Genomic DNA, 23,461 nt, shown 5'->3' with positions numbered 1-23,461 from the left:
TCAAGCACACGGTGCAACTGTGGACAGAGTGGGTCTCGCGAGGCCTCTCGGCCACGAAGGATTGCGGGCGGCTATTCACGTTGATCGCACAATGCAGGGTCGGCCATCGACCCGGACGCATCGAGCCGCGAATGCGAAAACGAAGGCCCAAACCCTACCCCTGGTTGAAGGTGCCCCGCGACCAGGCTCGCCGACACGTCCAGAGGCATGGTCATGCCTATGAGCCAAAGTAAGTGCCATTCCCGTTAACCCGCCTTCACGGTGAGCCGGTTCTCGACCGAATTCACCCCTTTGACGGTTTTGGCAAGGGTGCCGGCTCTCTCGCGCGCAGCTTCGGTGGGGGCTGAGCCCGTCAAGGTGACAGCGCCATTTTTGGTATCCACATTGATTTTCAGGGCGCTCAGCTCGGGATCCTTGGCAAGTCCGGACGACACCGCGGCGGTGATGCTCACGTCGTTGATCTTTTCCCCGGCCTTGTCCGCTATCTGCTTGCCGGAAGCTTCAACCTCCCGGGTCGCATCCTTCATCGCCACACCGGCATTGGCCATGGCACTTTCGGTCTTGGCTTTCGCTTTCTCGGCAGCCTGTTCGGTTTTCGCGATGGCGGTGTCCAGCTGCTGGCCGGCCGTTTTGCCATCATCTTGCTTGCCACAAGCACTCAAGGCGAAAAGAAGGACCAGCAAACTGCCTGTCAGCCTCACCCGGGGCTTGCAATGATCGAAAGATGGTTTTTTCATGGGTACTCCTGTTCGTGATCCTGTTCGTGAAGTAGGCACCAGGCACGCTCAATACGCCCAGCAAGCAAATGGGACCGGATCACCGGGTCACACAGGCAACAGATCAAAGGGGGCGACGATCCTGAGTCGTGTCTTTTTGACCTTAGCCCTGAAACCCGCCTTGTGAGGTCAGCCCCCGCCGAAGATGCCGTAGGACAAATCCAGAATCCGTCACCTGGCCCCGACTGACATCGTTCAGGAAACACCGCAACTCAGGGAACGACTCAAAGGCTCAAGCGTGGCAAGGTCCATGCTGCTTGCGAAATGCCCGGGGATAGACAGGGGGCATGGCATGAGACCGTGAGAAAAGACCAAGCCCCCCGGCTTTCGCGCGGCTTTGCTGAAGGGCGTAGGGGCCAGGTCGCCGGCCATAGTGATACGACCACGCCTGGCCTTGGGAGACCATCCATTGGCCCAGGTCATCGCCATTCAATTCCAGCCGGGCCAGTAGCCGACCGTAGTCGTCGTGGCGCCTGCCGAAAACCGCGATGCGCTGGCCCAAGGTCCGCCGCTTGAGCGCGTCGCGGGAAATGCCACCTCCCGGCTGGCAAATCTCGGGGGCGTCAATGCCGTCCACTCGCACGCTGACGGGCTTGCCGCCATCCGCTGGCCGCACCCAGACGGTGTCGCCATCCACGACATAGGTAACCACGCCCATCCACATGGCCTGGGCCGGTGCCGACGCACGTGCGGGAACGCAACAGGCCAGCCAGACCGTCAGGGCGAGAGCCGCGAGCGCCTTCACCTCGTCACGGATTGCCAGGCTCATAGGCTGTTAAATTGATAGCGCACGATTCCTTGCTTGATGGGTTCTCGGCCGAAATTAATGATTATTTACAGGCACCACAACTGCCCTGTGCCTTGCCGCGGGCACCCAAACCGGCGCCCCAAAAAAACCCAGCGCAGCTTGACCGGGTCGAACACCGAATGTACCTGAAAGACTGTATGAATAACCAGCAAACTCGGCAAGCCCAGCAAATCGCATCGTATTCTAGGCAGTGACCACCCAGCCTTCCAGCGTGTCGGTGTCGGGTGGCAAGCCATAACGGGGGGCACCCTGCTGCGCTGCCCACGCCGCCTGCATGAGGCACAGCACGGCATCCAGGCTGTCGCCGCTGGCATCGTCCACGAGGGCGTCCCGCTGGGCATGGCTGACCTTCAGCCGCACCCCCAGCCGGGTCTGCCCGTGCTCCAGGGCGGTGATCAGGTCCTTGCGCGCAATCAGGCGATCGGCCGTCTGCTTGGCGCGGTCGTCGCTTTTGTAGGAGCGACTGCCGAGCACCTCCCGGGCCAGCAGCCCGGGATAGCCTTCCAGCGCGACACGGTTGACATCCCCCTCGTGCAGGCAGGGAAGGTGCACGCCGGCTTCCAGCAGCCGGGGCACACCGGCATGCAGCATGTAGGCCACCGGCGGATTCACCCACTTCATGGACGGGCTGGAGCCAGCCGGCCTGTCCGCCGCACGGTGGGCAAACTTTCCCCCGACGGGGCGCGCATCGCAAAAGGCGGCGAAGGTGTCTCGTATCTCCGGCCGGCTCAGGCTGGCGTAATGGCGAATCAAGGCCGGCCACTGCTCGGGCCAGCCGAGATGCACCACCAGTTCACGCGGCAGGCCGAACGGGAAATCGAAGGCTGCGATCCAGGCGCGTTCCCGGCGCAACCATTCATCAAATTCATCCAGCGAGGCCACGCGTTCGAGACTGGCCAGCAGCACCCGCCCCTGCGATGCCGTGCCCGCAGCCATCACGATCGGCTTGCGCCGTGTGGGACTGCTGGAAAAGTCGCAACCGATCAGCAGGCCGGAGGTCATATGCTCATGAACCCACTGCCAGCTGCGCCATCACGCCGGTCACAATGAAAAGCGTGCCAGGCAATCAGGCTCGGCCAATGATGGCGGCGGTCGCCATCAATTCCTCCAGCAAGGCCATCGATACCTTGCCCGATACCGAGTAAGGGTCGAGTTCCGGCTTTTCGGAATATTTCAGCAGGATGGAGTGGTTGAGCTTGAGCAGGTTGACCTGCCCCATGGTCCAGCCGCCGAAGCGGCGTTCGGAAATTTCTTCATAGTCGAGCAGCGCCACGTCCTTGTGGCGCGGGTCCCGCTGGATGTGGCCATACAGCTCGCTGACAGCCATGCGGCCGCCCTCGATGGCCTGCAGAAAAATCCCCCCACCGTAACAAAGAATGCCGGTGATGCCGCAGGTCGGGTTGTACTGGCGTGACTGGGTCAGGATGGCCTCAATCGCATCGGGACGGGTATCCAGCGCGCGACTGGCATAAAGCAAACGGACTAACATGGGATCATCCTTTCTGTGGAATCAGGGCAAGGAATTCACGGCGCAGGTTGGGGTCCTTCAGGAACACGCCGCGCATCACCGAATTGATCATCTTGCTGTCCATGTCCTTGACACCGCGCCAAGCCATGCAGTAGTGGCTGGCTTCCATCACGATCGCCAGCCCATCCGGCTGTGTTTTCTCCATGATGAGATCGGCCAGCTGCACGACGGCCTCTTCCTGAATCTGCGGGCGCCCCATCACCCACTCGGCCAGCCGCGCATATTTGGACAGGCCGATCACATTGGTGTGCTCATTGGGCATCACACCAATCCAGATCTTGCCGATGACCGGACAGAAGTGATGCGAACAGGCGCTGCGTACGGTGATCGGCCCGACGATCATCAACTCGTTGAGGTGTTCGGCATTGGGGAATTCGGTGATGCTGGGCGGCTGCACATAGCGGCCCTTGAACACCTCGTTCAGATACATCTTGGCGACACGGCGCGCGGTGTTGTTGGTGTTGTGATCGCCGGCGGTATCGATCACCAGGCTGTCAAGCACGGTCTGCATCTTGACTTCAACTTCGTCAAGCAGCTTTTCGAGCTCGCCCGGCTCAATGAACGCGGCAATGTTGTCGTTCGCATGGAAACGCTTGCGTGCCTGATGCAGGCGCTCGCGGATCTTCACGGATACGGGCGTTCCCTCGTCGGTGGAGCCCTGGGGGTGCGTGGTGGATTTCATAAGCATGCCTGATATTACCAGCCCGTCCTGAAACAGTCTTGTCCCGAAATTTGCAAGGTTTTGAGCTGCCAGCCCATAGGACACATACGCAAGCAGCTATATATTTAATAGCAAAAACAGGGGCTCCCGCGCGCCCCGCCAATGCCGGGGGCAATGAGCTCAGTAACGCTGTCCGGTTATCAGCAAGGCCAGTCGCATCAGGGCATAGGCCATCCAGCCCCGCAGACGCTGGCCCAGCGGCCGCTGGCTGTAGACCGCGGGGTCGATGCGCCGGCCGTAGCTGGTAATGGCCACGCACAGGCGGTCTCTCAACGCTTCGGCAAACGCCTTGTTCTCCACCACCACGTTGGCCTCCCGGGCCAGCAGAAAACTGAGCGGATCCAGGTTGGACGAGCCCACCGTGGCCCAGTGTCCGTCCACAACGGCTACCTTGGCATGCAGAAAACTCGCCTCGTATTCATGGATTTCCACCCCTGCCGCCAACAGGGCGCCGTACACCGGTCGCGCAGCATGGTATTGCATGAAGTACTCGTAGCGTCCCTGCAGCAGCAGGGTCACGCTCACACCGCGTCTGGCCGCATTGATGAGGGCGCGGCGCAGCTTGCCGCCGGGCAGGAAATAGGCATTGGCAATGATGATTTCCTGGCGCGCCTGGCCAATCGCCTTGCGGTAAACACGCTCGATGCTGCTGCGGTTGCGCAGGTTGTCGCGCAGTATCAGCGCGGCCCGCGCGCCCGACGCGCCGGCAAGCCTGAAACGTGGCCGACCCGTGAGCACTCCGTTGCCGGTGCGGCCGCCGTAACCGGCAGCCTTGAATTTTTCCCATGCCGCGCTCAAGTGCCTTTGCCGTGCGCTGTAGCCTGCCTGAACGCGCCACCAGAGCAGCGCTGCGGCGTCGGCGGCATCAGCGGCCAGCGGACCTGTCACCGCTACGGCAAAATCAAGACGCGGGGCCTGGAGCTCCCCATGGTTGGGATCGTAAAAGTCATCCAGCACATTGATGCCACCACAAAAAACCACATGCTGGTCCACCACGCACAGCTTGCGGTGCAGCCTGCGCCAGCGGTCGGGCACCAGCAGGCCCAAGCCGCCCAGCCCGCCGAAGCCGGAAGCCAGCGGCGAGTAGACGCACCACTCCACGCCCGTTTCGCTGAATTTTTTTTGCCATTCGGCCGGCAAGGGATCGGTGCCGATGCCATCGACCAGCACCTGGACCGTCACACCGCGCCCCGCTGCCCGCGCCAGCGCCTCGGCCACCTCCGCGGCGACGCCGTGAACGTCAAAAATATAGGTTTCCAGCTGTATCCAGTTGACCGCGGCATCAAAGGCCTTGATGAGTGCCGGAAACAAGGCCTGGGCGCCTTCGAGCAATTGCAAGGCTTCGGACTTGTGGAGTGGGGACATGGGCCGGGGAATTTCGCCTGGGGGCTTGTGAGTTTCAGATGTGGTGTGGACTGGTCAGCCCATTTAAACCGACTGCCCCACATTTGCCAATCGGCTGCGACCCACATGCGGGCAGCGCACCCGCCCCGGCGTGAAGTAAAACAACAAGGCCAAACGCGTGGCCCCGTCCGTTTCAAGCCATGAAGCGCGGCAGAAGCAGGACCGCTTCAGCGTTTGAAGGGGAAAAACAGAGATCGGCGGCGGCCCGGTACGGCAACCACTGCCAGGCTGTGTGCTCGCGCGGATGGAGGGTCACAGCGCAGGTCTCGGGCACGCACAAGCCAAACACATGCTCGGTATTGTGCGTCACCCCCGGCGCGTAGCGGTGGCGCCAGGCCGGGTAAATCTCGTAACGATTGGAGAGCGCCCAGTCCCGGAATTGTGCGGGTGCGGCGGCGATGCCGGTTTCTTCCATCACCTCGCGCAACGCCGTCTGCAGGAGCGGTTCGTCCACCGTGTCTTTGGAGCCGGTGACGCTCTGCCAGAAGCCCGGATGGTCGGCACGCTCAAGCAACAGCACATCGAGCTGCGGCGTATGGATGACGACCAGCACCGACTCCGGAATCTTGAAGCGCTTCATGGCTCCTCAAACACCGACGGCCCCCGAGGCGCAACGAGCAAGCGTGGTGGCGGCATCCCCTTCAAGCAGGGGCCGCGGAACCGGCTCAGCCGGGCCGCAGGCGCAGCGGCCCCCTCGGGGGGCAGGAAGCTACGCGAAGCGAGCGACCGTGGGGGCCACATTCAAACCGGCTGCGGATTGCGCAGGCGGATATGCAGCTCACGCAGCTGCTTTTCATCGACCGGGCTCGGTGCATGGGTCAGCAGACATTGCGCACGCTGGGTTTTCGGGAAGGCAATCACGTCACGGATCGACTCGGCTCCGGTCATCATGGTGACGATGCGGTCCAGCCCAAAGGCCAGGCCACCGTGCGGCGGCGCGCCATATTGCAGGGCATCCAGCAGGAAGCCGAATTTCTGCTGCGCTTCTTCCGGTCCGATCTTGAGTGCGTTGAACACCTTGCTCTGCACATCAGCGCGGTGGATACGAACCGAGCCCCCGCCGAGCTCCCAGCCGTTGAGCACCATGTCATAGGCTTTGGCGATGCAGCGGCCGGGATCGGTGTCCATCCAGTCTTCGTGCCCGTCCTTGGGTGCCGTGAAAGGGTGGTGCACCGCGCTCCAGCGCTGGCCTTCTTCATCAAATTCGAACATCGGAAAGTCCACGACCCACAGCGGCTTCCAGCCGGCGGTGAACAGGCCGGTCTTTTTACCGAATTCGCTGTGGCCGACCTTCAGGCGCAGGGCGCCTATGCTGTCGTTGACGACTTTTTCCTTGTCGGCACCAAAGAAAATCAGGTCGCCGTTCTGCGCGCCGGTGCGCTTGAGGATTTCGGCAATGGCGGCGTCATGGATGTTCTTGACGATGGGGCTCTGGAGCCCTTCGCGGCCCTTGCCCGCATCGTTGACCTTGATCCAGGCCAGGCCCTTGGCGCCGTAAATCTTGACGAACTCGGTGTAGCCGTCAATCTCGCCGCGGCTCATCTCCGAGCCGCCGGGCACGCGCAGGGCGACCACGCGGCCGCCCTTGGTGGTGGCCGGCGCACTGAACACCTTGAAGTCGACATCGGCCATGACATCGGTCAACTCGGTGAACTCGAGGTTCACCCGCAGGTCGGGTTTGTCGGAGCCGTAACGGTGCATCGCATCGTTGTAGGCCATCACCGGAAACTCACCAAGGTCGGTATCCAGCACGGTCTTGAAGATGTTGCTGATCATGCCCTGGAACATGTCGCGGATGTCCTGCTCCCCCATGAAGGATGTCTCGATATCGATCTGCGTGAATTCGGGTTGGCGGTCGGCACGCAGGTCTTCGTCACGAAAGCACTTGGTGATCTGGTAGTAGCGGTCAAAGCCCGCCACCATCAGCAACTGCTTGAACAGCTGCGGACTCTGCGGCAGCGCGAAGAACATGCCTTCATTGACACGGCTGGGCACGAGGTAATCGCGCGCGCCTTCAGGCGTGCTCTTGGTCAGCATCGGGGTTTCAATGTCGATGAAACCATGGGAATCGAGAAACTTGCGCGTCTCCATGGCCACGCGGTAACGCAGCATGAGGTTCTTCTGCATGTAGGGACGGCGCAAGTCCAGCACCCGGTGCGTCAGGCGCGTCGTCTCCGACAGGTTGTCGTCATCGAGCTGGAAGGGCGGCGTGACACTGGGGTTGAGCACGATCAGCTCATGGCACAGCACCTCGATCTTGCCGCTTTTCAGGCTGTCGTTGGTGGTGCCCTGCGGGCGGGCGCGCACCACGCCCTTGACCTGGACACAAAATTCATTGCGCACGTCTTCCGCGGTTTTGAACATGTCGGCACGGTCCGGGTCGCACACCACCTGCACGTAACCTTCGCGGTCGCGCAGGTCAATGAAAATCACGCCGCCATGGTCACGCCGGCGGTTGACCCAGCCGCACAGGCTGACGGTCTGGCCCATGAGGCTTTCGGTCACCAGACCGCAATAGTTGGAACGCATTTGGGAAGCAATAGCCATAAAAATCTCGAACTTTCAATGCCTCTGGGGCAGTTTTCGCCGTTTACAGGGGCGGGGTCAGCGGCTGGAAGGGCCTTGCGGGAACCACGACGCCCATCGAAATCACGTAAGTCAGTGCCTCGTCGACGCTCATTTTCAGCTCGATGCATTCGGACTTTTTCAGCATGACGAAGTAACCGCCCGTGGGGTTGGGGGTCGTGGGAACGTAGACGCTCACGTAGTCCCCCGGCAAATGGTTGACCACATCGCCGCCCGGAAAGCCGGTCAGGAATCCGATCGTCCAGACTCCCTCGCGCGGCCATTGCACCAGCAGGGCCTGGCGAAAGGCATTGCCGTTCTCGGAGAACAGCGTGTCCGACACCTGTTTCACGCTCGAATAGATGGACCGCACAATGGGAATGCGGTGCAGCAGCGAATTGCCCCAGTGGACCAGCTTCTTGCCAAAGAAGTTGCTGGCAATGGCGCCCATCAGCAACACAATCGCCAGCATCAAGAGCACACCGAAACCAGGAATGTGAAAGCCCAACAGCTTGTCGGGGTGCCAAGCCCCCGGCAGGATCAAGAGCGTCTGATCAAGCGTTGCAACGATCCAGTTGAGGACTGCCAAGGTAATGGCCAGAGGCACCAGCACCAGGAGTCCGGCCAAAAGCCATCGGCGAATGGAGCTCATCACGAGACTTTGGATGACGAATCGCTGGCCGCGCCCTGGCTGGCTGGCGCTGCCGCAGGCGTAGCTGTTGCAGGGGCGCTGGCCGTTGCAGCGGCCGCGCCTGTATCTGCGGATTTGCTGTCCGTGCTTTCCGTGCTTTCCGTCGCTGTCGAGCCGCTGCCACCCGATTTGGCAGGCTGAGCCGCCTTGTCTGCGCCGCGGAAATCAGTCACGTACCAGCCCGAACCCTTGAGCTGAAAGCCGGCTGCCGTGACCTGCTTCTTAAAGCTGGCGGCCCCGCAGTGCGGGCAATCGGTCAAGGGCGCATCCGATATCTTTCGCAAGACGTCCTTGGCATGCCCGCAGGACTCGCATTTATAGGCGTAGATTGGCATAGTGCTAGAGGTTCTGTCCGGGAAATTGCGCCTGAAGAAGGCTTGCCAGCGCAAAACCCTCAATTATAGGCGTTGCCGCCAACTTCAAGGCAAACGGGCGGGGGAGACCCGCGGCGCCCGGGCCGGCGTCAAAAAATCCGGACCCGCAACAGCAATTGCATCACGATCAGGCCCAGCACAAAGCCCAAACCGCCATAGATCAGGCTTTGCAGCAACCTGTTGGTACGCTTTTGCTCGACCAGCAGGGCTTCCACGTCGCGGCGGCTTGGCCCCGACGGCCCCTTAAGGTACTGGGCCAGCAGCCGCGGCAGCTCCGGCAGCAGCTTGGCATAAGCGGGGGCCTCGGCCTTGAGTTGGGCCCAAAGCTTTTCGGGCCCCACCTGCTCCACCATCCATTTTTCAAGAAAAGGCTTGGCAGTGCTCCAGAGGTCGAGTTCGGGGTCCAGTTCGCGCCCCAACCCTTCAATATTGAGCAATGTTTTTTGCAGCAGGACCAGTTGCGGCTGGATTTCCACCTGAAAACGGCGGGAGGTCTGGAACAGGCGCATCAGCACCAGACCCAGCGAGATTTCCTTGAGCGGCCGGTCGAAGTACGGCTCGCAACAGGCTCGAATGGCCGCTTCCAGCTCGTCCACACGGGTGCTGGCAGGCACCCAGCCGGACTCGAGATGCAGCTCGGCCACGCGTTTGTAGTCGCGCTGAAAGAAGGCGCTGAAGTTGTGAGCAAGGTACTCCTTGTCCACCTCTGTGAGCGTACCCACAATGCCGAAATCCAGCGAAATGTAGCGCCCGAATGTTTCCGGGTCGAGGCTGACCTGAATGTTGCCCGGATGCATGTCCGCATGAAAAAAACCATCGCGAAACACCTGGGTGAAAAAGATGGTCACGCCGTCACGGGCCAGCTTCTTCATGTCCACGCGGGCATCGCGCAGGCGCTGGACCTGGCTTATGGGCACCCCCTTCATGCGCTCCATCACCATGACATCGGGCATGCAGTAGTCCCAGAACATTTCCGGAATCATGACGAGGTTGAGGTTCTGCATGTTGCGGCGCAGTTGCGCCGCATTGGCGGCCTCGCGCAGCAGGTCCAGCTCGTCGTGCAGGTATTTATCAAACTCGGCCACCACTTCCCGCGGCTTGAGGCGCTTGCCATCGGCGGATGCGCCCTCCACCCAGCCGGCCATCATGTGCATGAGCGCAAGGTCTTTCTCGATCGCGGGCAGCATGTTGGGGCGCAATACCTTGACGGCCACCTCACGGCCGTCGTGGAGCGTCGCAAAATGAACCTGGGCAATCGATGCGCTGGCCACCGGTATCTGCTCAAACGTCGCGAATATGCGATCCAGGGGCCGGGAAAACGCCTTTTCGATGATGGCCACGGCCACGGCCGACTCAAAGGGCGGCACCCGGTCCTGCAGGCGGGCCAGCTCATCGGCGATGTCGGGCGGCAGCAGGTCGCGCCGGGTGGACATCACCTGCCCAAATTTGACGAAGATAGGCCCCAGCCTTTCCAGCGCCTCGCGAAGACGGGCGCCACGGGGAGCGCTCAGGTTCCGCCCCAGCGAGACGATGCGGGTCAGCAGGCGGATCCACGGTTTTTCAAAGCTGGACAGAACCAGTTCATCGAGACCGAAACGAAGCACGGTCCAGACAATGACTCCCCCCCTGAACACCCGGGTCATGCAGAAGCCTTCGCGGCATCCGGAGAAGAACCGGGCGCTGCGGATGAAGATGAGGATGCGGATGAAGGGGACGTTGAGAATGGAGCCGGGGACATTGGCGCCTGCGCCAGAAACTGCTTCAGGCCGGCCAGCAGCCGCCTTGCTGCGTCGGCGAGGGCGTGCGCAGGCGCATCACCTATCAGGCGGGAGAGATCCTCTTCGGCATCCCAACGCAGATTTTCGGCCAGCCATCCAAACTCGGCCGCCAGTCGCACATCGCCCTCAACCTTCACCGGCGGAGGTTTGCCAGCAGCCACCGACTGCATGATGACCAGGGGCGACTCGGCGGCCACCGAAAGCAGCAGGTCCGGCTGTGCTGCGGGTGGCGCACGGTCAACCAGACCCGCCGGGGTTACGATCAAATCAAGCGCAAAAACACCCCACCGAAGGTGGACAACACGGCCTTTTTGCCGTAACAACCGATCCTGCGCCTCTTTCTCCTGCAGCAAGACATGGTTCAGAAACAGCACCAGCCGCCGCTGCCCTTCATCGACCACCCAGGCGGGCGGCTGAAAACGGCTGGCGACAGACTCGAGAAAAGAAAAAGGGGACGTGTTATTCATACGTCCCCGATTTTGACAGCAATGTGGCCCCCACGTTCGCCCACTGCGTGTGGCTCTCTTCCCCCCGAGGGGGCCGCTGCGCCTGCGGCCCGGCTAAGCCGGTTCCGCGGCCCCTGCTGGAAGTTGGGACCCGCGCTTTTCAGTTCAGCTAGCGGGATTACTGGAGTGCCTGAACACCGGCGACCAGCCAGCCACTGCCGCCGTTACGGGGTTTGGTCATGTTCCAGACTTCGCGGAAGGGGCTGGCGCCAGCGGAAGCGTCCTCGCGGATCATCCCCGAGAACTCGACGCTGGCCATGTACGTATCGCTCAGCTCCTCTATGCCCAACAGCTGCGCATTGAGCATCACGACCTCGGTCCGGTTGGCCACACCGCCGGTGTGAGATTCGCGGTCGGCCAGCTGCGCCTTGATCTGCGCCAGCATGTCGTCGGTCATCATGGCGCGCAAGCTCTGAATGTCGGAACGGTCCCAGGCGTCCTGCAGCGTCACGAAATTCGCCTTGCTGGCCTTGAGGAAGCCCTCGGCATCAAACCCTGCAGGGACGCCCCACGTCTGGGCGCCCAGCAAGGCCGAGCCAATCATGGAGCCCGCGGCGGGCGCGGCCGCCGCGTCCCGGTTGGCATCGAACGCCATGCCGCTGCGCTCCCAGGGTCGCGCCGAGGCGTCGTTGCCCACATTTTCGGGACTGTAGTTCCTCGGCGTGGCAGCGTTGCCCGCGCCCTGGAATGCAAACGGATCCTGCGTACGTGGAGCAGCAGGACTTGCTCCACCGCCCTTGAGCTTGCGCATGACGAAACCGATCACCACCATGATCACCAGGGCCAGCAGCGCGAACATGATGACCTGGCCAAAGGCTTCACCCAGGCCGAGCGACGAAGCCAGCCAAGCCAGGCCGAGGCCGGCAGCCAGGCCGCCCAGCATGGCACCCCACGGTTTTTTCGGGGTGGCAGGGGCAGGTGCCGCGGCAGGCGCTGCCGGTTTGGCCGCGGAGTTGGTCGCGGAAGTAGCGCCGCCCGGCGTGGCCTCACGCTGCGTGACATTGGACGATTGCTTGCCAATTGACTTGCCGCCACCCAGACGCGCAGCCTCGGCGTCCGTCCCCGGCACAGCCAGGGTGAGCGCCATTACGGCAGAAAGAATGACTGACCAAATCTTCATGACATCTCCTTTGAGCAAGCTTTTCGCCTGTTTATTTAAAGTCCGTTTAACTTCTTCAACTCTTCTTCAACTCTTCTTCAATACTTCTTCAAAAAATCTTCTTCAGCATTTGATTGCAACATGCAATGCCACTACCCCGCCGGTCAGGTTGTGATAGTCCACATGACCAAAACCACCTTTAAGCATCAGGGCTTTGAGTTCTTCCTGGCTCGGATGCATGCGAATCGACTCGGCGAGATACTGGTAACTTGAATCGTCATTGGCCACCAGCTTGCCGAGCCTGGGCAACACCTTGAACGAATACCAGTCATAAATCTTTTCCAGGGGTTTGGCCACCTTGGAAAACTCCAGCACCAGCAGCTTGCCGCCGGGTTTGAGCACACGGTTCATTTCGCGCAGGGCATCCTCTTTATGCGTCATGTTGCGCAAGCCGAAAGCGACGGTGACCACGTCAAAACTGGCATCGGCAAACGGCAGGTGCTCTGCATCACAGACCAGTGTGGGCAGGTTCACACCGGCATCCAGCAGCCGGTTGCGCCCTTCCCTGAGCATCGCCTCGTTGATGTCGGTGTGGACCACCCGCCCGCTGTTGCCCACCTTGGGCGCAAAAGCCAGGGCCAGGTCGCCCGTCCCGCCGGCAATGTCGAGCACCTGCTGGCCCTCCTTGACATTGGCGACCAGCACGGTGTAAGCCTTCCAGGCGCGATGCAGGCCCATCGACATCAAATCGTTCATCACGTCGTATTTGGGTGCCACGGAGTCAAACACGCCGCGCACGCGTCGCGCCTTGTCCTGCTCCTCGACGGATTCAAAGCCGAAATGGGTTTTCGTCATAAAGTGAATGCTAGGGGGCAATGCCCCAATTGGTTGCTACAACCCTGCACCGGTTCAGGGCATTGTGAATTTTTATCCCGGAAAAACAACAGTCCCGCACAACCATGCGGGCAGGCCTCGCCGGTAGTGGCGTTCCTCAGTGATGCCCGCAGGCGTGACCTGCGGCTTCGACCATGGGGGCGTCCCTGTCCCGACCCGCAGCCTGGAGTCGCCGGTTGTAGTCGTCCCACAGACGCTCTTGCTCGACACCCAGGTGATACAGGTAGTCCCAGGAAAAAATACCGCTTTCATGGCCATCGGAAAATACCGGCTTGACCGCGTAGTTGCCTATGGGTTCCAGCTCGACGATATTCACCTCGCGCTTGCCAGTCTGCAGCACTTCCTGGCCGGGGCCGTGGCCCTGCACTTCCGCAGACGGCGAGTACACACGCATCAGTTCAAACGGAATCCTGAATTCGGCGCCGTCCGAAAACGCGATTTCAAGAATACGGGACTGGCTGTGAACCGTCAGCGCCGTGGGAATCGGTGAACCGGCCTGGAGACCTGCCATGGTGATGCATCACTTTCTGAGTAAACCAAATCGAAACCTGCGGAGGTCGAACGCCTGTCTGGGGCAGGTTGCATTGCTGAACCGGGAGCCACTGGAAAAACCGCGAGCGCTTTCCCGGCTTTCCTGTTCTCTACACCAGCACCCGCTCGATCCCACCGTGGTTGGCCGCCTCGACATAGGCCGGCAGCCATTCCTTGCCCAGAATCTGGTTGGCCATTTCGACGACGATGTAATCGGCTTCAAGCAGGCCGTTTTGCAGGTCGCCTCCGTAGCGGGACAGGCCCTGCAGACAACTTGGGCAGCTGGTGAGTATTTTGACGTTTTCGCTCTCGCCCACGGCACCGGCGGCCCGCAAGCTGGCCTCGCCTTTTCGCAGTTCTTCTTCCTTGCGGAAGCGGACCTGCGTTGAAATGTCAGGACGCGTGACACCCAGCGTGCCTGATTCGCCGCAGCAGCGCTCGTTCTTGAGGACGTTGTCGCCGAGCAGTGCCTTGACGGTCTTCATCGGCTCCTGCAGCTTCATCGGGCTGTGGCAGGGGTCATGGTACAGATAGCCCTTGCCGGGCTGGTCCGTCCGCAACGTAATGCCTTTTTCCAGCAGGTACTCATGGATGTCGATGATGCGGCAGCCCGGGAAAATTTTCTCGAACTCGTAACCCTGCAACTGGTCATAGCAGGTGCCGCAGCTGACCACCACGGTCTTGATGTCTAGGTAGTTCAGGGTATTGGCCACGCGGTGGAACAGCACCCGGTTGTCGGTGATGATTTTCTCGGCCTTGTCGTACTGGCCCGATCCGCGTTGCGGGTAGCCGCAGCACAGGTAGCCTGGCGGCAGCACGGTTTGCACGCCGGCATGCCACAGCATGGCCTGCGTAGCCAGGCCGACCTGGCTGAACAGACGCTCGGAACCGCAACCCGGGAAATAAAACACCGCTTCGGTTTCCGCCGTGGTGTTTTTTGGATTACGGATGATGGGCACGTAATCCTTGTCCTCAATGTCCAGCAGGGCACGGGCCGTCTTCTTGGGCAGGCCACCGGGCATTTTCTTGTTGATGAAGTGGATCACCTGCTCCTTGACCGGCGCCTTGCCCACCGTTGCCGGTGGCCTGGCGGTCTGCTTGCGCGCCAGGGTGCGCAGCAGGTCATTGGCCAGGCGCTGGACCTTGAAGCCCACGTCGACCATGGCGCCGCGCATGAACTTGATGGTTTGCGGATTGGTGGCGTTGAGGAAGAACATGGCGGCCGCATTGCCGGGCCGGAAGGACTTCTGGCCCATCTTGCGCAACAGGTTGCGCATGTTCATCGACACATCGCCAAAGTCGATATCCACCGGGCAGGGCGTCAGGCACTTGTGGCATACCGTGCAGTGGTCGGCCACATCCTCAAACTCTTCCCAGTGCTTGATGCTGATGCCGCGCCGGGTCTGCTCCTCATAGAGAAACGCTTCCACCAGCAGCGAGGTCGCCAGGATCTTGTTGCGCGGGCTGTACAGCAGGTTGGCGCGCGGCACATGCGTGGCGCACACCGGCTTGCATTTGCCGCAGCGCAGGCAGTCCTTGATGCTGTCGGCAATCGCGCCGATGTCAGACTGCTGCATGATCAGCGACTCATGACCCATCAAGCCGAAGCTGGGCGTGTAGGCATTCGTCAAATCGGCCGGGAGCCTTTTCCCATCCTGCGTATTCAGCTCCTGATTTCGCAGCAGCTTGCCTTTGTTGAAGCGGCCTTCGGGGTCGACCTTCTGCTTGTACTCGGTGAAGGGGCGCAGTTCCTCGTCGGTCAGGAAATCCAGCTTCGTGATGCCGATGCCGTGCTCGCCGGAAATCACGCCGTCGAGCGAACGCGCCAGCACCATGATGCGCGCCACGGCTTCGTGCGCGGTCTGCAGCATCTCGTAATCGTCGCTGTTGACCGGCAAATTGGTGTGCACATTGCCATCGCCAGCATGCATGTGCAGCGCTGCCCACACGCGGCCCTTGAGCACCCGCTTGTGAATGGCGTTGCATTCTTCCAGGATGGGCAGGAATGGCGCGCCGCTGAACAGGGTCTGGAGCCTGGCCCGGATCTGCGTCTTCCAGCTGGCGCGCAGCGTATGGTCCTGCAGCTGCGGGAAAAACGCCTCAATACCCTCGAGCCAGCCGGCCCAGAGGGCCCGGACTTCGGCAATCATGGCAAGCGCCTGGCCGACCCGGTCTTCCAGCAGTTCGGCCGACGGGATGTCGTTGGCATCGTCCGATTTACCCAGAGGCAGGTTGCCCTTGAGGAAAAAGGCTTCCAGCTCATCGCACAGCCTGATCTTGTTGCGCAGGCTCAGCTCGATATTGATGCGCTCGATGCCGTCGGTGTACTCGGCCATGCGCGGCAGCGGGATCACCACATCCTCATTGATCTTGAAGGCATTGGTGTGCCGGGAAATGGCGGCGGTGCGCTTGCGGTCCAGCCAGAATTTCTTGCGCGCGTCCGGGCTGATGGCGATAAAACCCTCACCATGGCGCGAGTTGGCAATGCGCACTACTTCCGAGGTCGCACGCGCCACCACATCGGCGTCATCGCCAGCGATGTCGCCGAACAGCACCATTTTTGGCAGGCCGCCGTGCTTCTTCGACTTGGTCGCATAGCCGACCGCTTTCAGGTAGCGGTCGTCCAGGTGTTCCAGGCCCGCCAGAATGGCGCCGCCGCGCTTTTGTTCCGCAAACATGAAATCCTTGATCTCGACGATGCTGGGAACAGCATCCTTGGCATTGCCAAAGAACTCCAGGCAGACGGTCCGGGTGTGTGCAGGCATGCGGTGCACGATCCAGCGGGCGCTGGTGATCAGGCCGTCGCAGCCTTCTTTCTGGATACCCGGCAGGCCACTGAGGAACTTGTCGGTGACGTCCTTGCCCAGGCCTTCCTTGCGGAAAGTCTTGCCCTGAATATCCAGGCGCTCTGTGCGCACCGGCGTCTTGCCGTCGGCTTCAAAATACTTGAGCTCGAAACTCGCCATCTCGGCGTCGTGGATCTTGCCCAGGTTGTGGTCCAGCCGGGTGACTTCCAGCCACTGGGCTTGGGGCGTCACCATGCGCCAGGAGGCCAGGTTGTCCAGGGCCGTCCCCCACAGCACGGCCTTTTTGCCGCCCGCGTTCATCGCGATATTGCCGCCAATGCAGGACGCTTCGGCAGACGTCGGGTCCACCGCGAACACAAAACCGCCCCGCTCGGCGGCATCGGCCACACGCTGCGTGACCACGCCGGCCTCGGTCCAGACCGTGGCCACGGGCTGCGCAATACCGGGCAGCGAGACCATTTCCACTTCGGTCATCGCCTCGAGTTTTTCGGTGTTGATGACGGCCGACTTCCAGGTCAGCGGAATCGCGCCGCCGGTGTAGCCGGTTCCGCCACCACGCGGCACGATCGTCAGGCCCAGTTCGATACAGCCCTTGACCAATCCGGCCATTTCCTGCTCGGAATCGGGGGTGAGCACGACAAAGGGATATTCGACGCGCCAGTCGGTGGCGTCGGTGACGTGCGAGACGCGTGACAGGCCGTCAAACTTGATGTTGTCCTTGAGCGTCAGCTTGCGCAGTTTGCGCTCGGTCTGACGGCGCAGGCCGGCTATTTCCTCAAACGAGGCCGAAAAGCGGCTGACCGCGCTGCGGGCCGCGTCCAGCAGCTCGCCGACGATGCCGTCGCGCTGGCTGTCAGCCTCCGGTGTGCGGCGCTTTCCGACTTCGGAGAGGCGATGGTGCAAGGCATCCACCAGCAGCTTGCGGCGTTTGGGATTGTCCAGCAGGTCATCCTGCAGATAGGGGTTGCGCTGAACCACCCAGATGTCCCCGAGCACCTCATAGAGCATGCGGGCAGACCGGCCGGTGCGCCGTTCGTCGCGAAGGCGGTTCAGCAAGTCCCAGGCAGGCGCGCCCAACAGACGAATAACCACTTCCCGATCGGAAAAGGACGTGTAGTTATAGGGAATTTCGCGAATGCGTGCTTCGCCGGGCTTTGCGTCATCCGCAAAAACGTTCAATTCTTGAAGGGTAGTAGGGGCGTTCATCGTGAAAATCAGCGGCTTCGGACCCACGTCCAGCGCTGTTGCCCTATGTTACCGCAGCACGGCGTTTGGCCGGGGACCCGGCCCAATGGCCTCATGGAAACCCCGCTTGTTAAGAAGGCACCAAATCGCTTAAATCGGCCTGTCACAAACAGTTCCTAGACTGACCTATTTCAATAACAGCCCCAAAAAATGGGGCATCCATATCAGGAGTTTTCATGAAAACCCGTTTCTCCGCACTGGCCATCGCTGCCTGCGCCCTTGTTGCCCCCCTGGCGAGCCAGGCGCAAACAGAGATCCAGTGGTGGCACTCCATGGTTGCCGTTAACAATGAATGGGTCAACGACCTGGCCAAGGATTTCAATGCGAGCCAGAAGGAGTACCGGGTCGTGGCCACCTACAAGGGCAGCTACGACGAGTCGATGACCGCCGCCATCGCCGCCTTCCGCGCCGGTAACGCGCCGCACATCCTGCAGGTGTTCGAGGTAGGCACCGCCACCATGATGGCCAGCAAGGGCGCGATCGTGCCCGTAGCCAAGGTCATGAAGGATGCCGGCCTGAAATTCGACCCGGCCGCCTACATATCGGCAGTCGCCGGCTACTACACGGCGCCAAACGGCCAGATGTTGAGTTTCCCGTTCAACAGCTCCACCACCATTTTTTACTACAACAAGGACGCCTTCAAGGCGGCAGGACTGGACCCGGACAAGGCGCCCTCCACCTGGCCCGAAGTCGCGCTGGCGGCTGCCAAGCTCAAGGCCTCCGGCCACAAGTGCCCCTTCACGACGGCCTGGCAGGGCTGGACCCAGCTGGAAAGCTTTTCCGCCTGGCACAACGTCGAATTCGCCAGCAAGTCCAATGGCCTGGCCGGCATGGACGCGCGGATGAAAATCAACTCACCGCTGCACCAGCGGCATATCGAGAACCTGTCGAGCATGTCCAAGCAGGGCCTGTTCGTCTACAAGGGCCGTGGCAATGTGCCCGAAGCGAGCTTCATTTCGGGCGAGTGCGCAATGATCAACACCTCTTCGGGTTTCTACGGCAATGTGGCCAAAAACACCAAATTCAGCTATGGCCTGGCCCCGCTGCCCTACTACCCTGACGTCCCCGGCGCACCGCAAAACACGGTGATCGGGGGTGCCAGCCTGTGGGTCATGTCGGGCAAGAAACCCGCTGAATACAAGGGGGTGGCAGCCTTCTTCAACTACATCTCCAGCCCTGAAGTGCAGTCAGCCAGCCACAAGCGTACCGGCTATCTGCCGGTCACCACGGCCGCCTACCAGCTGACAGAAAAATCCGGCTTCTACAAGGAAAAACCGGGCACCGATGTCGCCGTGACACAGATGATTCGCAAGGTCACCGACAAGAGCCGCGGTATCCGCCTGGGCAACTACGTACAGGTTCGCGCGATCGAGGATGAAGAGCTGGAGCAGGTCTGGAGCGGCAAGAAATCAGCCAAGGAAGCCCTTGATGCCATTGTGAAACGCGGCAACGAGCAGCTCGAACGCTTCGAGAAAGCCAACAAGCCCTGATATCCCCGGCGCCGGCCGCAGGCCTGCACCACGGCTAACCCGCAATCCCCCGCCTGCCCGGTTGCTGGCGGGCGGATTGTTTACCTTGAATAAGCCCATGGAAAAACGCGTCTTGTTCCGCTCAGGCTGGCTGCCATGGCTGCTGCTGACTCCCCAGGTCATCGTGATCAGCGTGTTTTTCTTCTGGCCCGCAGCGCAGGCGCTGCTGCAATCATTCCAGCTACAGGATGCCTTTGGGAGTTCCACGGAATGGGTCGGTCTGGCCAACTTTGACAACCTGTTCAACGATCCGGGTTACCTGGCCTCATTCAAAACCACCGCGGTATTTTCCGTGCTGGTTGCGGTGCTCGGTATCTCTTTGTCGCTGACGCTGGCGATCTTTGCAGACCGCATCCTCAAGGGTGCGCTGTTTTACAAAACCTTGCTGGTCGTCCCCTATGCAGTGGCCCCTGCCGTGGCTGGTGTACTGTGGGTGTTCATGTTTTCTCCGGCGCTGGGCGTGGTCGCCTATGCACTGGACCAGGTGGGCATCAACTGGAATCACCTGCTCGACTCCGGCCACGCGATGACGCTGATCGTGATGGCCGCCGTGTGGAAGCAGATTTCCTACAATTTCCTGTTCTTCCTGGCCGGCCTGCAGTCGATTCCAAAATCGCTGATCGAGGCCGCCGCCATCGATGGCGCCCGGCCCTGGCGGCGTTTCTGGACGATTCAATTTCCGCTGCTCTCGCCCACCACCTTCTTCCTGCTGGTGATCAACATGGTGTACGCATTCTTCGACACGTTTGCCATCGTCGATGCCACCACTCATGGCGGCCCCGGCCAGGACACATCCATCCTGGTCTACAAGGTCTACTACGATGGCTTCAAGGGCATGGACCTGGGCGGTTCAGCGGCGCAATCGGTGGTCCTGATGCTGATCGTGATTGCCCTGACGGTGGTGCAGTTCCGGTATGTTGAAAAGAAAGTGGTGTACTGATGTTCCTGCCCATCATGAGTTCAGCCTCGGCTGCTGCGCCGCAATTTCAGCAGGAGCGCCCTCATGGTTGAGCGCCGCGCCACCCTGGGGCTGCTTGCCCATGCAGTGATGATCCTGGGCGTTTTGATTGTCGCTTTTCCGCTCTACCTGGCTTTCGTGGCGTCCACCCATACCGCGCAGGAAATCGTGCAGGCCCCGATGCCTCTGCTGCCGGGCAACCATTTTTGGGACACCTACCGCGCCGCGTTGTTCGGCCGTGATACCGGAACGGGTTCCAACGCGCCTGTCGCCCGCATGATGTGGGTCAGCCTCGTGACGGCGCTGGTGATTACCTTCGGCAAGATCGCGATCTCGCTGCTGTCGGCCTTTGCCATCGTCTACTTCCGTTTTCCCCTCAAAAACTTCTTTTTCTGGGCGATTTTTGTGACCCTGATGCTGCCCGTGGAAGTGAGGATAGGCCCCACCTACAAGGTAGTTTCCGATCTGGGCATGCTCAACAGTTACGCGGGCCTCACCATTCCGCTGATTGCGTCCGCCACGGCAACTTTCCTGTTCCGCCAGTTTTTCCTGACGGTGCCCGATGAACTGGTAGAGGCCGCGCGCATGGATGGCGCGGGCCCGATGCGCTTTTTCAAGGACATCCTGCTGCCGCTGTCCAAAACATCAATGGCCGCGCTGTTCGTGATCCAGTTCATTTACGGCTGGAACCAGTACCTCTGGCCTCTGCTGGCCACCACCAGTGAAGACATGTACCCCGTCGTGATCGGCATCAAGCGCATGATCGCCGGCGGTGACGCCGCCAATGAATGGAACGTGGTCATGGCCACAGCCATTCTGGCCATGCTGCCGCCCGCCTTCGTGGTGGTGCTGATGCAGAAGTGGTTTGTCAAGGGCCTGGTGGATACCGAGAAATAGGCAGAAAACACAAAAACGACAACGACAAAAATGACAAGAAAAGACAACAAGCAGGCGCAACACCCATGGCATCCATCTCGCTGAACAACGTCATCAAGCGCTACGGCGCCGGCAAAAGCACCGTGCAGGTCCTGCATGGCGTGAATGCCGAAATCGCAGACCGCGAATTCATCGTCATCGTCGGCCCTTCCGGCTGCGGCAAATCAACGCTGCTGCGCATGGTCGCCGGCCTTGAGGAAATCAGTGAGGGACAGATCGCCATCGGCGGCAAGGTGGTCAACGACCTGGAGCCTGCCGAGCGCGACATYGCCATGGTGTTCCAGAACTACGCGCTCTACCCGCACATGAGCGTGTTCGACAACATGGCGTACGGCCTGAAGATCGCAAAAATTCCGAAGAATGACATCAAGACCCGCGTCGACAAGGCCGCCGGAATCCTCGAACTCGGCCACCTGCTGGACCGCAAACCCCGCGAACTCTCAGGCGGGCAGCGCCAGCGCGTAGCCATGGGCCGCGCCATCGTGCGCCAGCCCCAGGTGTTTTTGTTCGACGAGCCGCTTTCCAACCTCGACGCCAAGCTGCGCGTGCAGACGCGGCTGGAGATCCAGAAGCTGCACCGCGAGCTCGGCATCACCGCGCTGTTCGTCACGCATGACCAGGTGGAGGCGATGACACTGGCACAGCGCATGATCGTGATGAACGCGGGCCGCATGGAGCAGTTCGGCACCCCCGAAGAGGTCTATAACCGCCCCGCCACCACCTTTGTGGCGAGCTTCATGGGCTCGCCGCCGATGAACCTCCTCAAGCACGCCCCCAACGCTGACTTCGGTGGCAAGCCCGGCACCATTCTGGGCATCCGCCCCGAGCACCTGCAAATCGGCCCGACCGGCTGGGCGGTGCAGGTTGACACCCTTGAAATGCTGGGCGCTGAGCGTTTGGTGTACTGCCGCATGGGTGACGAGTTCCTGATCGTACGCACCGATGAGAGTCTGTCGTCCGCACCCGAAATCGGCGCCACCATTCATGTGACGCCGCGCACTGACCGTTTGCACTGGTTTGACGCCGGGACAGGGAAACGTTTGCCATGAACAACGGGTCGCCACACGAAGTAGCGAGCAGTGGGGCTTCAGCTTCCTGGCCCTACCCGCGCTGGATCGCCCACCGCGGCGCTGGCAAGCTGGCGCCTGAAAACACGCTGGCGTCGTTCAGGCTGGGGGCCAGCCACGGCTACCGCATGTTCGAGTGCGATGTGAAGCTGAGTGCCGACGGCGTGCCGTTTTTGCTGCACGACACCACGCTGGAGCGCACCACCAACGGCCGGGGCGTGGCCGGCGAGCAGCCCTGGGAAGCACTGTCCGAGCTCGACGCGGGCAGCTGGCACTCGCCTGCTTTTGCCGGTGAAGCCTTGCCCACGTTCGACAGCATTGCGCGTTACTGCCTCGACAACAGTTATTTTTTGAATATCGAGATCAAACCCACGCCGGGAGTCGAAAGCCGCACCGGCACCGTGGTGGCCAATGAAGCGGCCCGACTGTGGCAGAGCACTGCCATCCCTCCCTTGCTCACGTCGTTCCAACCTGCGGCGCTGGAGGCGGCGCGGGCTGCCCAGCCCGGGCTGCCACGCGGCCTGCTGCTCGACGAGCTACCCGAAAATTGGCTGGAAACCGCGACAAAGCTGCGATGCGTGGCCATCGTCTGCAATCAAAAGCTCTGGAACGCAGATACGGTGGCACAGGCCCAAAAAGCCGGCTTCAGGACGCTCAGCTACACCGTCAATGACGAAATCAGCGCCCGCCGGCTGATCGAATTGGGCACCGACGGCATCATCACTGACCGGGTGGATGCCTTCCGGCCTGATTCGTAAACCGCGCGGGGGACCTCTGGAGATTCAATTCCCGGGATGCAGGGCAAGGCGCCCGGAGCGCAGGACACCGGATTGCACTTGGGTGCATGAGGATTCCGAGCACCGCGCAACGCGGCCATGCGCCCGGGAATTGAATTTATAGAGATTCCCTCAGGCCTTCCAGCCACGCAGCAGGACCCACTGGCACAGCGCCGCAACCACCACCAGCGCGGCATAGGTCAGCATTTTTCCGTCGTGGCCGAAGATCAGCAGCCCGGCCACCAGGACAGCCATGCCCGCTACGAAAACAATAGCAAACTGCATCCAAACTGCTTGAGCCAGCGGTCTTTTTGATTTAAAAAATCCGGAAAAGAGACGGGGCAGGAGCACCAGCAGCACAGCGACAAACGCGGCCGGCGCCATGAAATTGAGCAAGTGGTTGGTCAGCAGGTAAGCGGTCATGGCGGCGGCGGTCAAAGTCACGGGCAAGCCCTGAAAACAGCCTCC

The 23,461-nt window shown here is 61.2% G+C and carries 22 protein-coding genes and 1 pseudogene; 6 read left to right on the top strand and 17 right to left on the bottom strand.

Annotation, left to right across the window (positions count from 1 at the left end; translation table 11 throughout):
* Positions 1 to 233 (top strand): annotated as a pseudogene (locus AC1DS5_RS08320) (IS4 family transposase); the annotation flags it as partial.
* 12 nt (positions 234 to 245) lie between these two features.
* Here AC1DS5_RS08320 and AC1DS5_RS08315 read toward each other — a convergent pair.
* The 16 genes from AC1DS5_RS08315 to AC1DS5_RS08240 all read right to left on the bottom strand — a co-directional run bounded on the left by AC1DS5_RS08315 (position 246) and on the right by AC1DS5_RS08240 (position 17,688).
* Positions 246 to 737 (bottom strand): BON domain-containing protein, encoded by a 492-nt coding sequence (locus AC1DS5_RS08315; RefSeq protein WP_477717773.1) that lies wholly within the window; start codon positions 735 to 737, stop codon positions 246 to 248.
* A gap of 271 nt (positions 738 to 1,008) precedes the next feature.
* Positions 1,009 to 1,545 carry a thermonuclease family protein gene (locus AC1DS5_RS08310; protein ID WP_477717772.1) on the bottom strand — a complete coding sequence of 179 codons (537 nt, stop codon included), beginning with the start codon at positions 1,543 to 1,545 and terminating at the stop codon, positions 1,009 to 1,011.
* 222 nt (positions 1,546 to 1,767) lie between these two features.
* Entirely contained in the window at positions 1,768 to 2,586 is an 819-nt protein-coding gene (locus AC1DS5_RS08305) for a DUF429 domain-containing protein (protein WP_477717771.1), read from the bottom strand.
* A gap of 64 nt (positions 2,587 to 2,650) precedes the next feature.
* Complete coding sequence (locus tag AC1DS5_RS08300; protein WP_011481828.1) at positions 2,651 to 3,073, bottom strand: BLUF domain-containing protein; 423 nt, start codon at positions 3,071 to 3,073, stop codon at positions 2,651 to 2,653.
* Between the two features lie 4 nt (positions 3,074 to 3,077).
* Positions 3,078 to 3,800: a GTP cyclohydrolase I gene (folE, locus tag AC1DS5_RS08295; RefSeq protein ID WP_477717770.1), complete on the bottom strand. Its 723-nt coding sequence runs from the start codon at positions 3,798 to 3,800 to the stop codon at positions 3,078 to 3,080.
* Positions 3,801 to 3,953: 153 nt separating this feature from the next.
* The gene (gene clsB, locus AC1DS5_RS08290) at positions 3,954 to 5,198 is read right to left on the bottom strand and encodes a cardiolipin synthase ClsB (RefSeq protein ID WP_477717769.1); all 1,245 of its coding nucleotides are present in this window, start codon (positions 5,196 to 5,198) and stop codon (positions 3,954 to 3,956) included.
* Positions 5,199 to 5,370: 172 nt separating this feature from the next.
* Positions 5,371 to 5,817: a dihydroneopterin triphosphate diphosphatase gene (gene nudB / locus AC1DS5_RS08285; protein ID WP_477717768.1), complete on the bottom strand. Its 447-nt coding sequence runs from the start codon at positions 5,815 to 5,817 to the stop codon at positions 5,371 to 5,373.
* A 161-nt stretch (positions 5,818 to 5,978) separates the two neighbouring features.
* A complete protein-coding gene (gene aspS / locus AC1DS5_RS08280) occupies positions 5,979 to 7,784 on the bottom strand; it encodes an aspartate--tRNA ligase (RefSeq protein ID WP_477717767.1) in 1,806 nt (601 codons plus the stop codon).
* 43 nt (positions 7,785 to 7,827) lie between these two features.
* Positions 7,828 to 8,454 carry a DUF502 domain-containing protein gene (locus tag AC1DS5_RS08275; protein WP_477717766.1) on the bottom strand — a complete coding sequence of 209 codons (627 nt, stop codon included), beginning with the start codon at positions 8,452 to 8,454 and terminating at the stop codon, positions 7,828 to 7,830.
* Positions 8,454 to 8,828 (bottom strand): FmdB family zinc ribbon protein, encoded by a 375-nt coding sequence (locus AC1DS5_RS08270; protein ID WP_477717765.1) that lies wholly within the window; start codon positions 8,826 to 8,828, stop codon positions 8,454 to 8,456. The genes AC1DS5_RS08275 and AC1DS5_RS08270 overlap by 1 nt, the downstream gene beginning before the upstream one ends.
* A gap of 128 nt (positions 8,829 to 8,956) precedes the next feature.
* On the bottom strand, positions 8,957 to 10,510 hold the full coding sequence (gene ubiB, locus AC1DS5_RS08265) for a ubiquinone biosynthesis regulatory protein kinase UbiB (protein WP_477717764.1): 1,554 nt from the start codon (positions 10,508 to 10,510) through the stop codon (positions 8,957 to 8,959).
* On the bottom strand, positions 10,507 to 11,112 hold the full coding sequence (locus AC1DS5_RS08260) for a hypothetical protein (RefSeq protein ID WP_477717763.1): 606 nt from the start codon (positions 11,110 to 11,112) through the stop codon (positions 10,507 to 10,509). Before AC1DS5_RS08260 ends, ubiB begins: the two co-directional genes overlap by 4 nt.
* Positions 11,113 to 11,269: 157 nt before the next feature.
* Positions 11,270 to 12,271: a Tim44 domain-containing protein gene (locus AC1DS5_RS08255; protein WP_477717762.1), complete on the bottom strand. Its 1,002-nt coding sequence runs from the start codon at positions 12,269 to 12,271 to the stop codon at positions 11,270 to 11,272.
* A gap of 102 nt (positions 12,272 to 12,373) precedes the next feature.
* Positions 12,374 to 13,105: a bifunctional demethylmenaquinone methyltransferase/2-methoxy-6-polyprenyl-1,4-benzoquinol methylase UbiE gene (ubiE, locus tag AC1DS5_RS08250; RefSeq protein ID WP_477717761.1), complete on the bottom strand. Its 732-nt coding sequence runs from the start codon at positions 13,103 to 13,105 to the stop codon at positions 12,374 to 12,376.
* Between the two features lie 136 nt (positions 13,106 to 13,241).
* The gene (locus tag AC1DS5_RS08245) at positions 13,242 to 13,655 is read right to left on the bottom strand and encodes a gamma-butyrobetaine hydroxylase family protein (RefSeq protein WP_477717760.1); all 414 of its coding nucleotides are present in this window, start codon (positions 13,653 to 13,655) and stop codon (positions 13,242 to 13,244) included.
* A gap of 130 nt (positions 13,656 to 13,785) precedes the next feature.
* Positions 13,786 to 17,688, bottom strand: coding sequence for a DUF3683 domain-containing protein (locus AC1DS5_RS08240; protein ID WP_477717759.1), 3,903 nt, complete (start codon positions 17,686 to 17,688; stop codon positions 13,786 to 13,788).
* A 215-nt stretch (positions 17,689 to 17,903) separates the two neighbouring features.
* On the opposite strand from AC1DS5_RS08240, the gene ugpB reads away from it, so the two are divergent.
* The 5 genes from ugpB to ugpQ all read left to right on the top strand — a co-directional run bounded on the left by ugpB (position 17,904) and on the right by ugpQ (position 22,975).
* Positions 17,904 to 19,217: a sn-glycerol-3-phosphate ABC transporter substrate-binding protein UgpB gene (gene ugpB / locus AC1DS5_RS08235; RefSeq protein ID WP_477717758.1), complete on the top strand. Its 1,314-nt coding sequence runs from the start codon at positions 17,904 to 17,906 to the stop codon at positions 19,215 to 19,217.
* 97 nt (positions 19,218 to 19,314) lie between these two features.
* A complete protein-coding gene (gene ugpA, locus AC1DS5_RS08230; RefSeq protein ID WP_477717757.1) occupies positions 19,315 to 20,196 on the top strand; it encodes a sn-glycerol-3-phosphate ABC transporter permease UgpA in 882 nt (293 codons plus the stop codon).
* A gap of 63 nt (positions 20,197 to 20,259) precedes the next feature.
* Entirely contained in the window at positions 20,260 to 21,111 is an 852-nt protein-coding gene (gene ugpE, locus AC1DS5_RS08225; protein ID WP_477717756.1) for a sn-glycerol-3-phosphate ABC transporter permease UgpE, read from the top strand.
* A 65-nt stretch (positions 21,112 to 21,176) separates the two neighbouring features.
* The gene (locus AC1DS5_RS08220; RefSeq protein ID WP_477717755.1) at positions 21,177 to 22,199 is read left to right on the top strand and encodes a sn-glycerol-3-phosphate import ATP-binding protein UgpC; all 1,023 of its coding nucleotides are present in this window, start codon (positions 21,177 to 21,179) and stop codon (positions 22,197 to 22,199) included.
* Positions 22,196 to 22,975, top strand: a complete 780-nt coding sequence (gene ugpQ, locus AC1DS5_RS08215; protein ID WP_477717754.1) for a glycerophosphodiester phosphodiesterase — start codon at positions 22,196 to 22,198, stop codon at positions 22,973 to 22,975. Before AC1DS5_RS08220 ends, ugpQ begins: the two co-directional genes overlap by 4 nt.
* Before the next feature lie 150 nt (positions 22,976 to 23,125).
* Here ugpQ and AC1DS5_RS08210 read toward each other — a convergent pair whose 3' ends face one another.
* Positions 23,126 to 23,431, bottom strand: coding sequence for a hypothetical protein (locus AC1DS5_RS08210; protein ID WP_477717753.1), 306 nt, complete (start codon positions 23,429 to 23,431; stop codon positions 23,126 to 23,128).
* Positions 23,432 to 23,461: the final 30 nt, after the last annotated feature.

The organism is Polaromonas sp. P4_H1 (assembly GCF_056400945.1).
The sequence above is the reverse complement of the archived record's forward strand: the minus strand, read 5'-3'. Positions and strand labels throughout refer to the sequence as shown.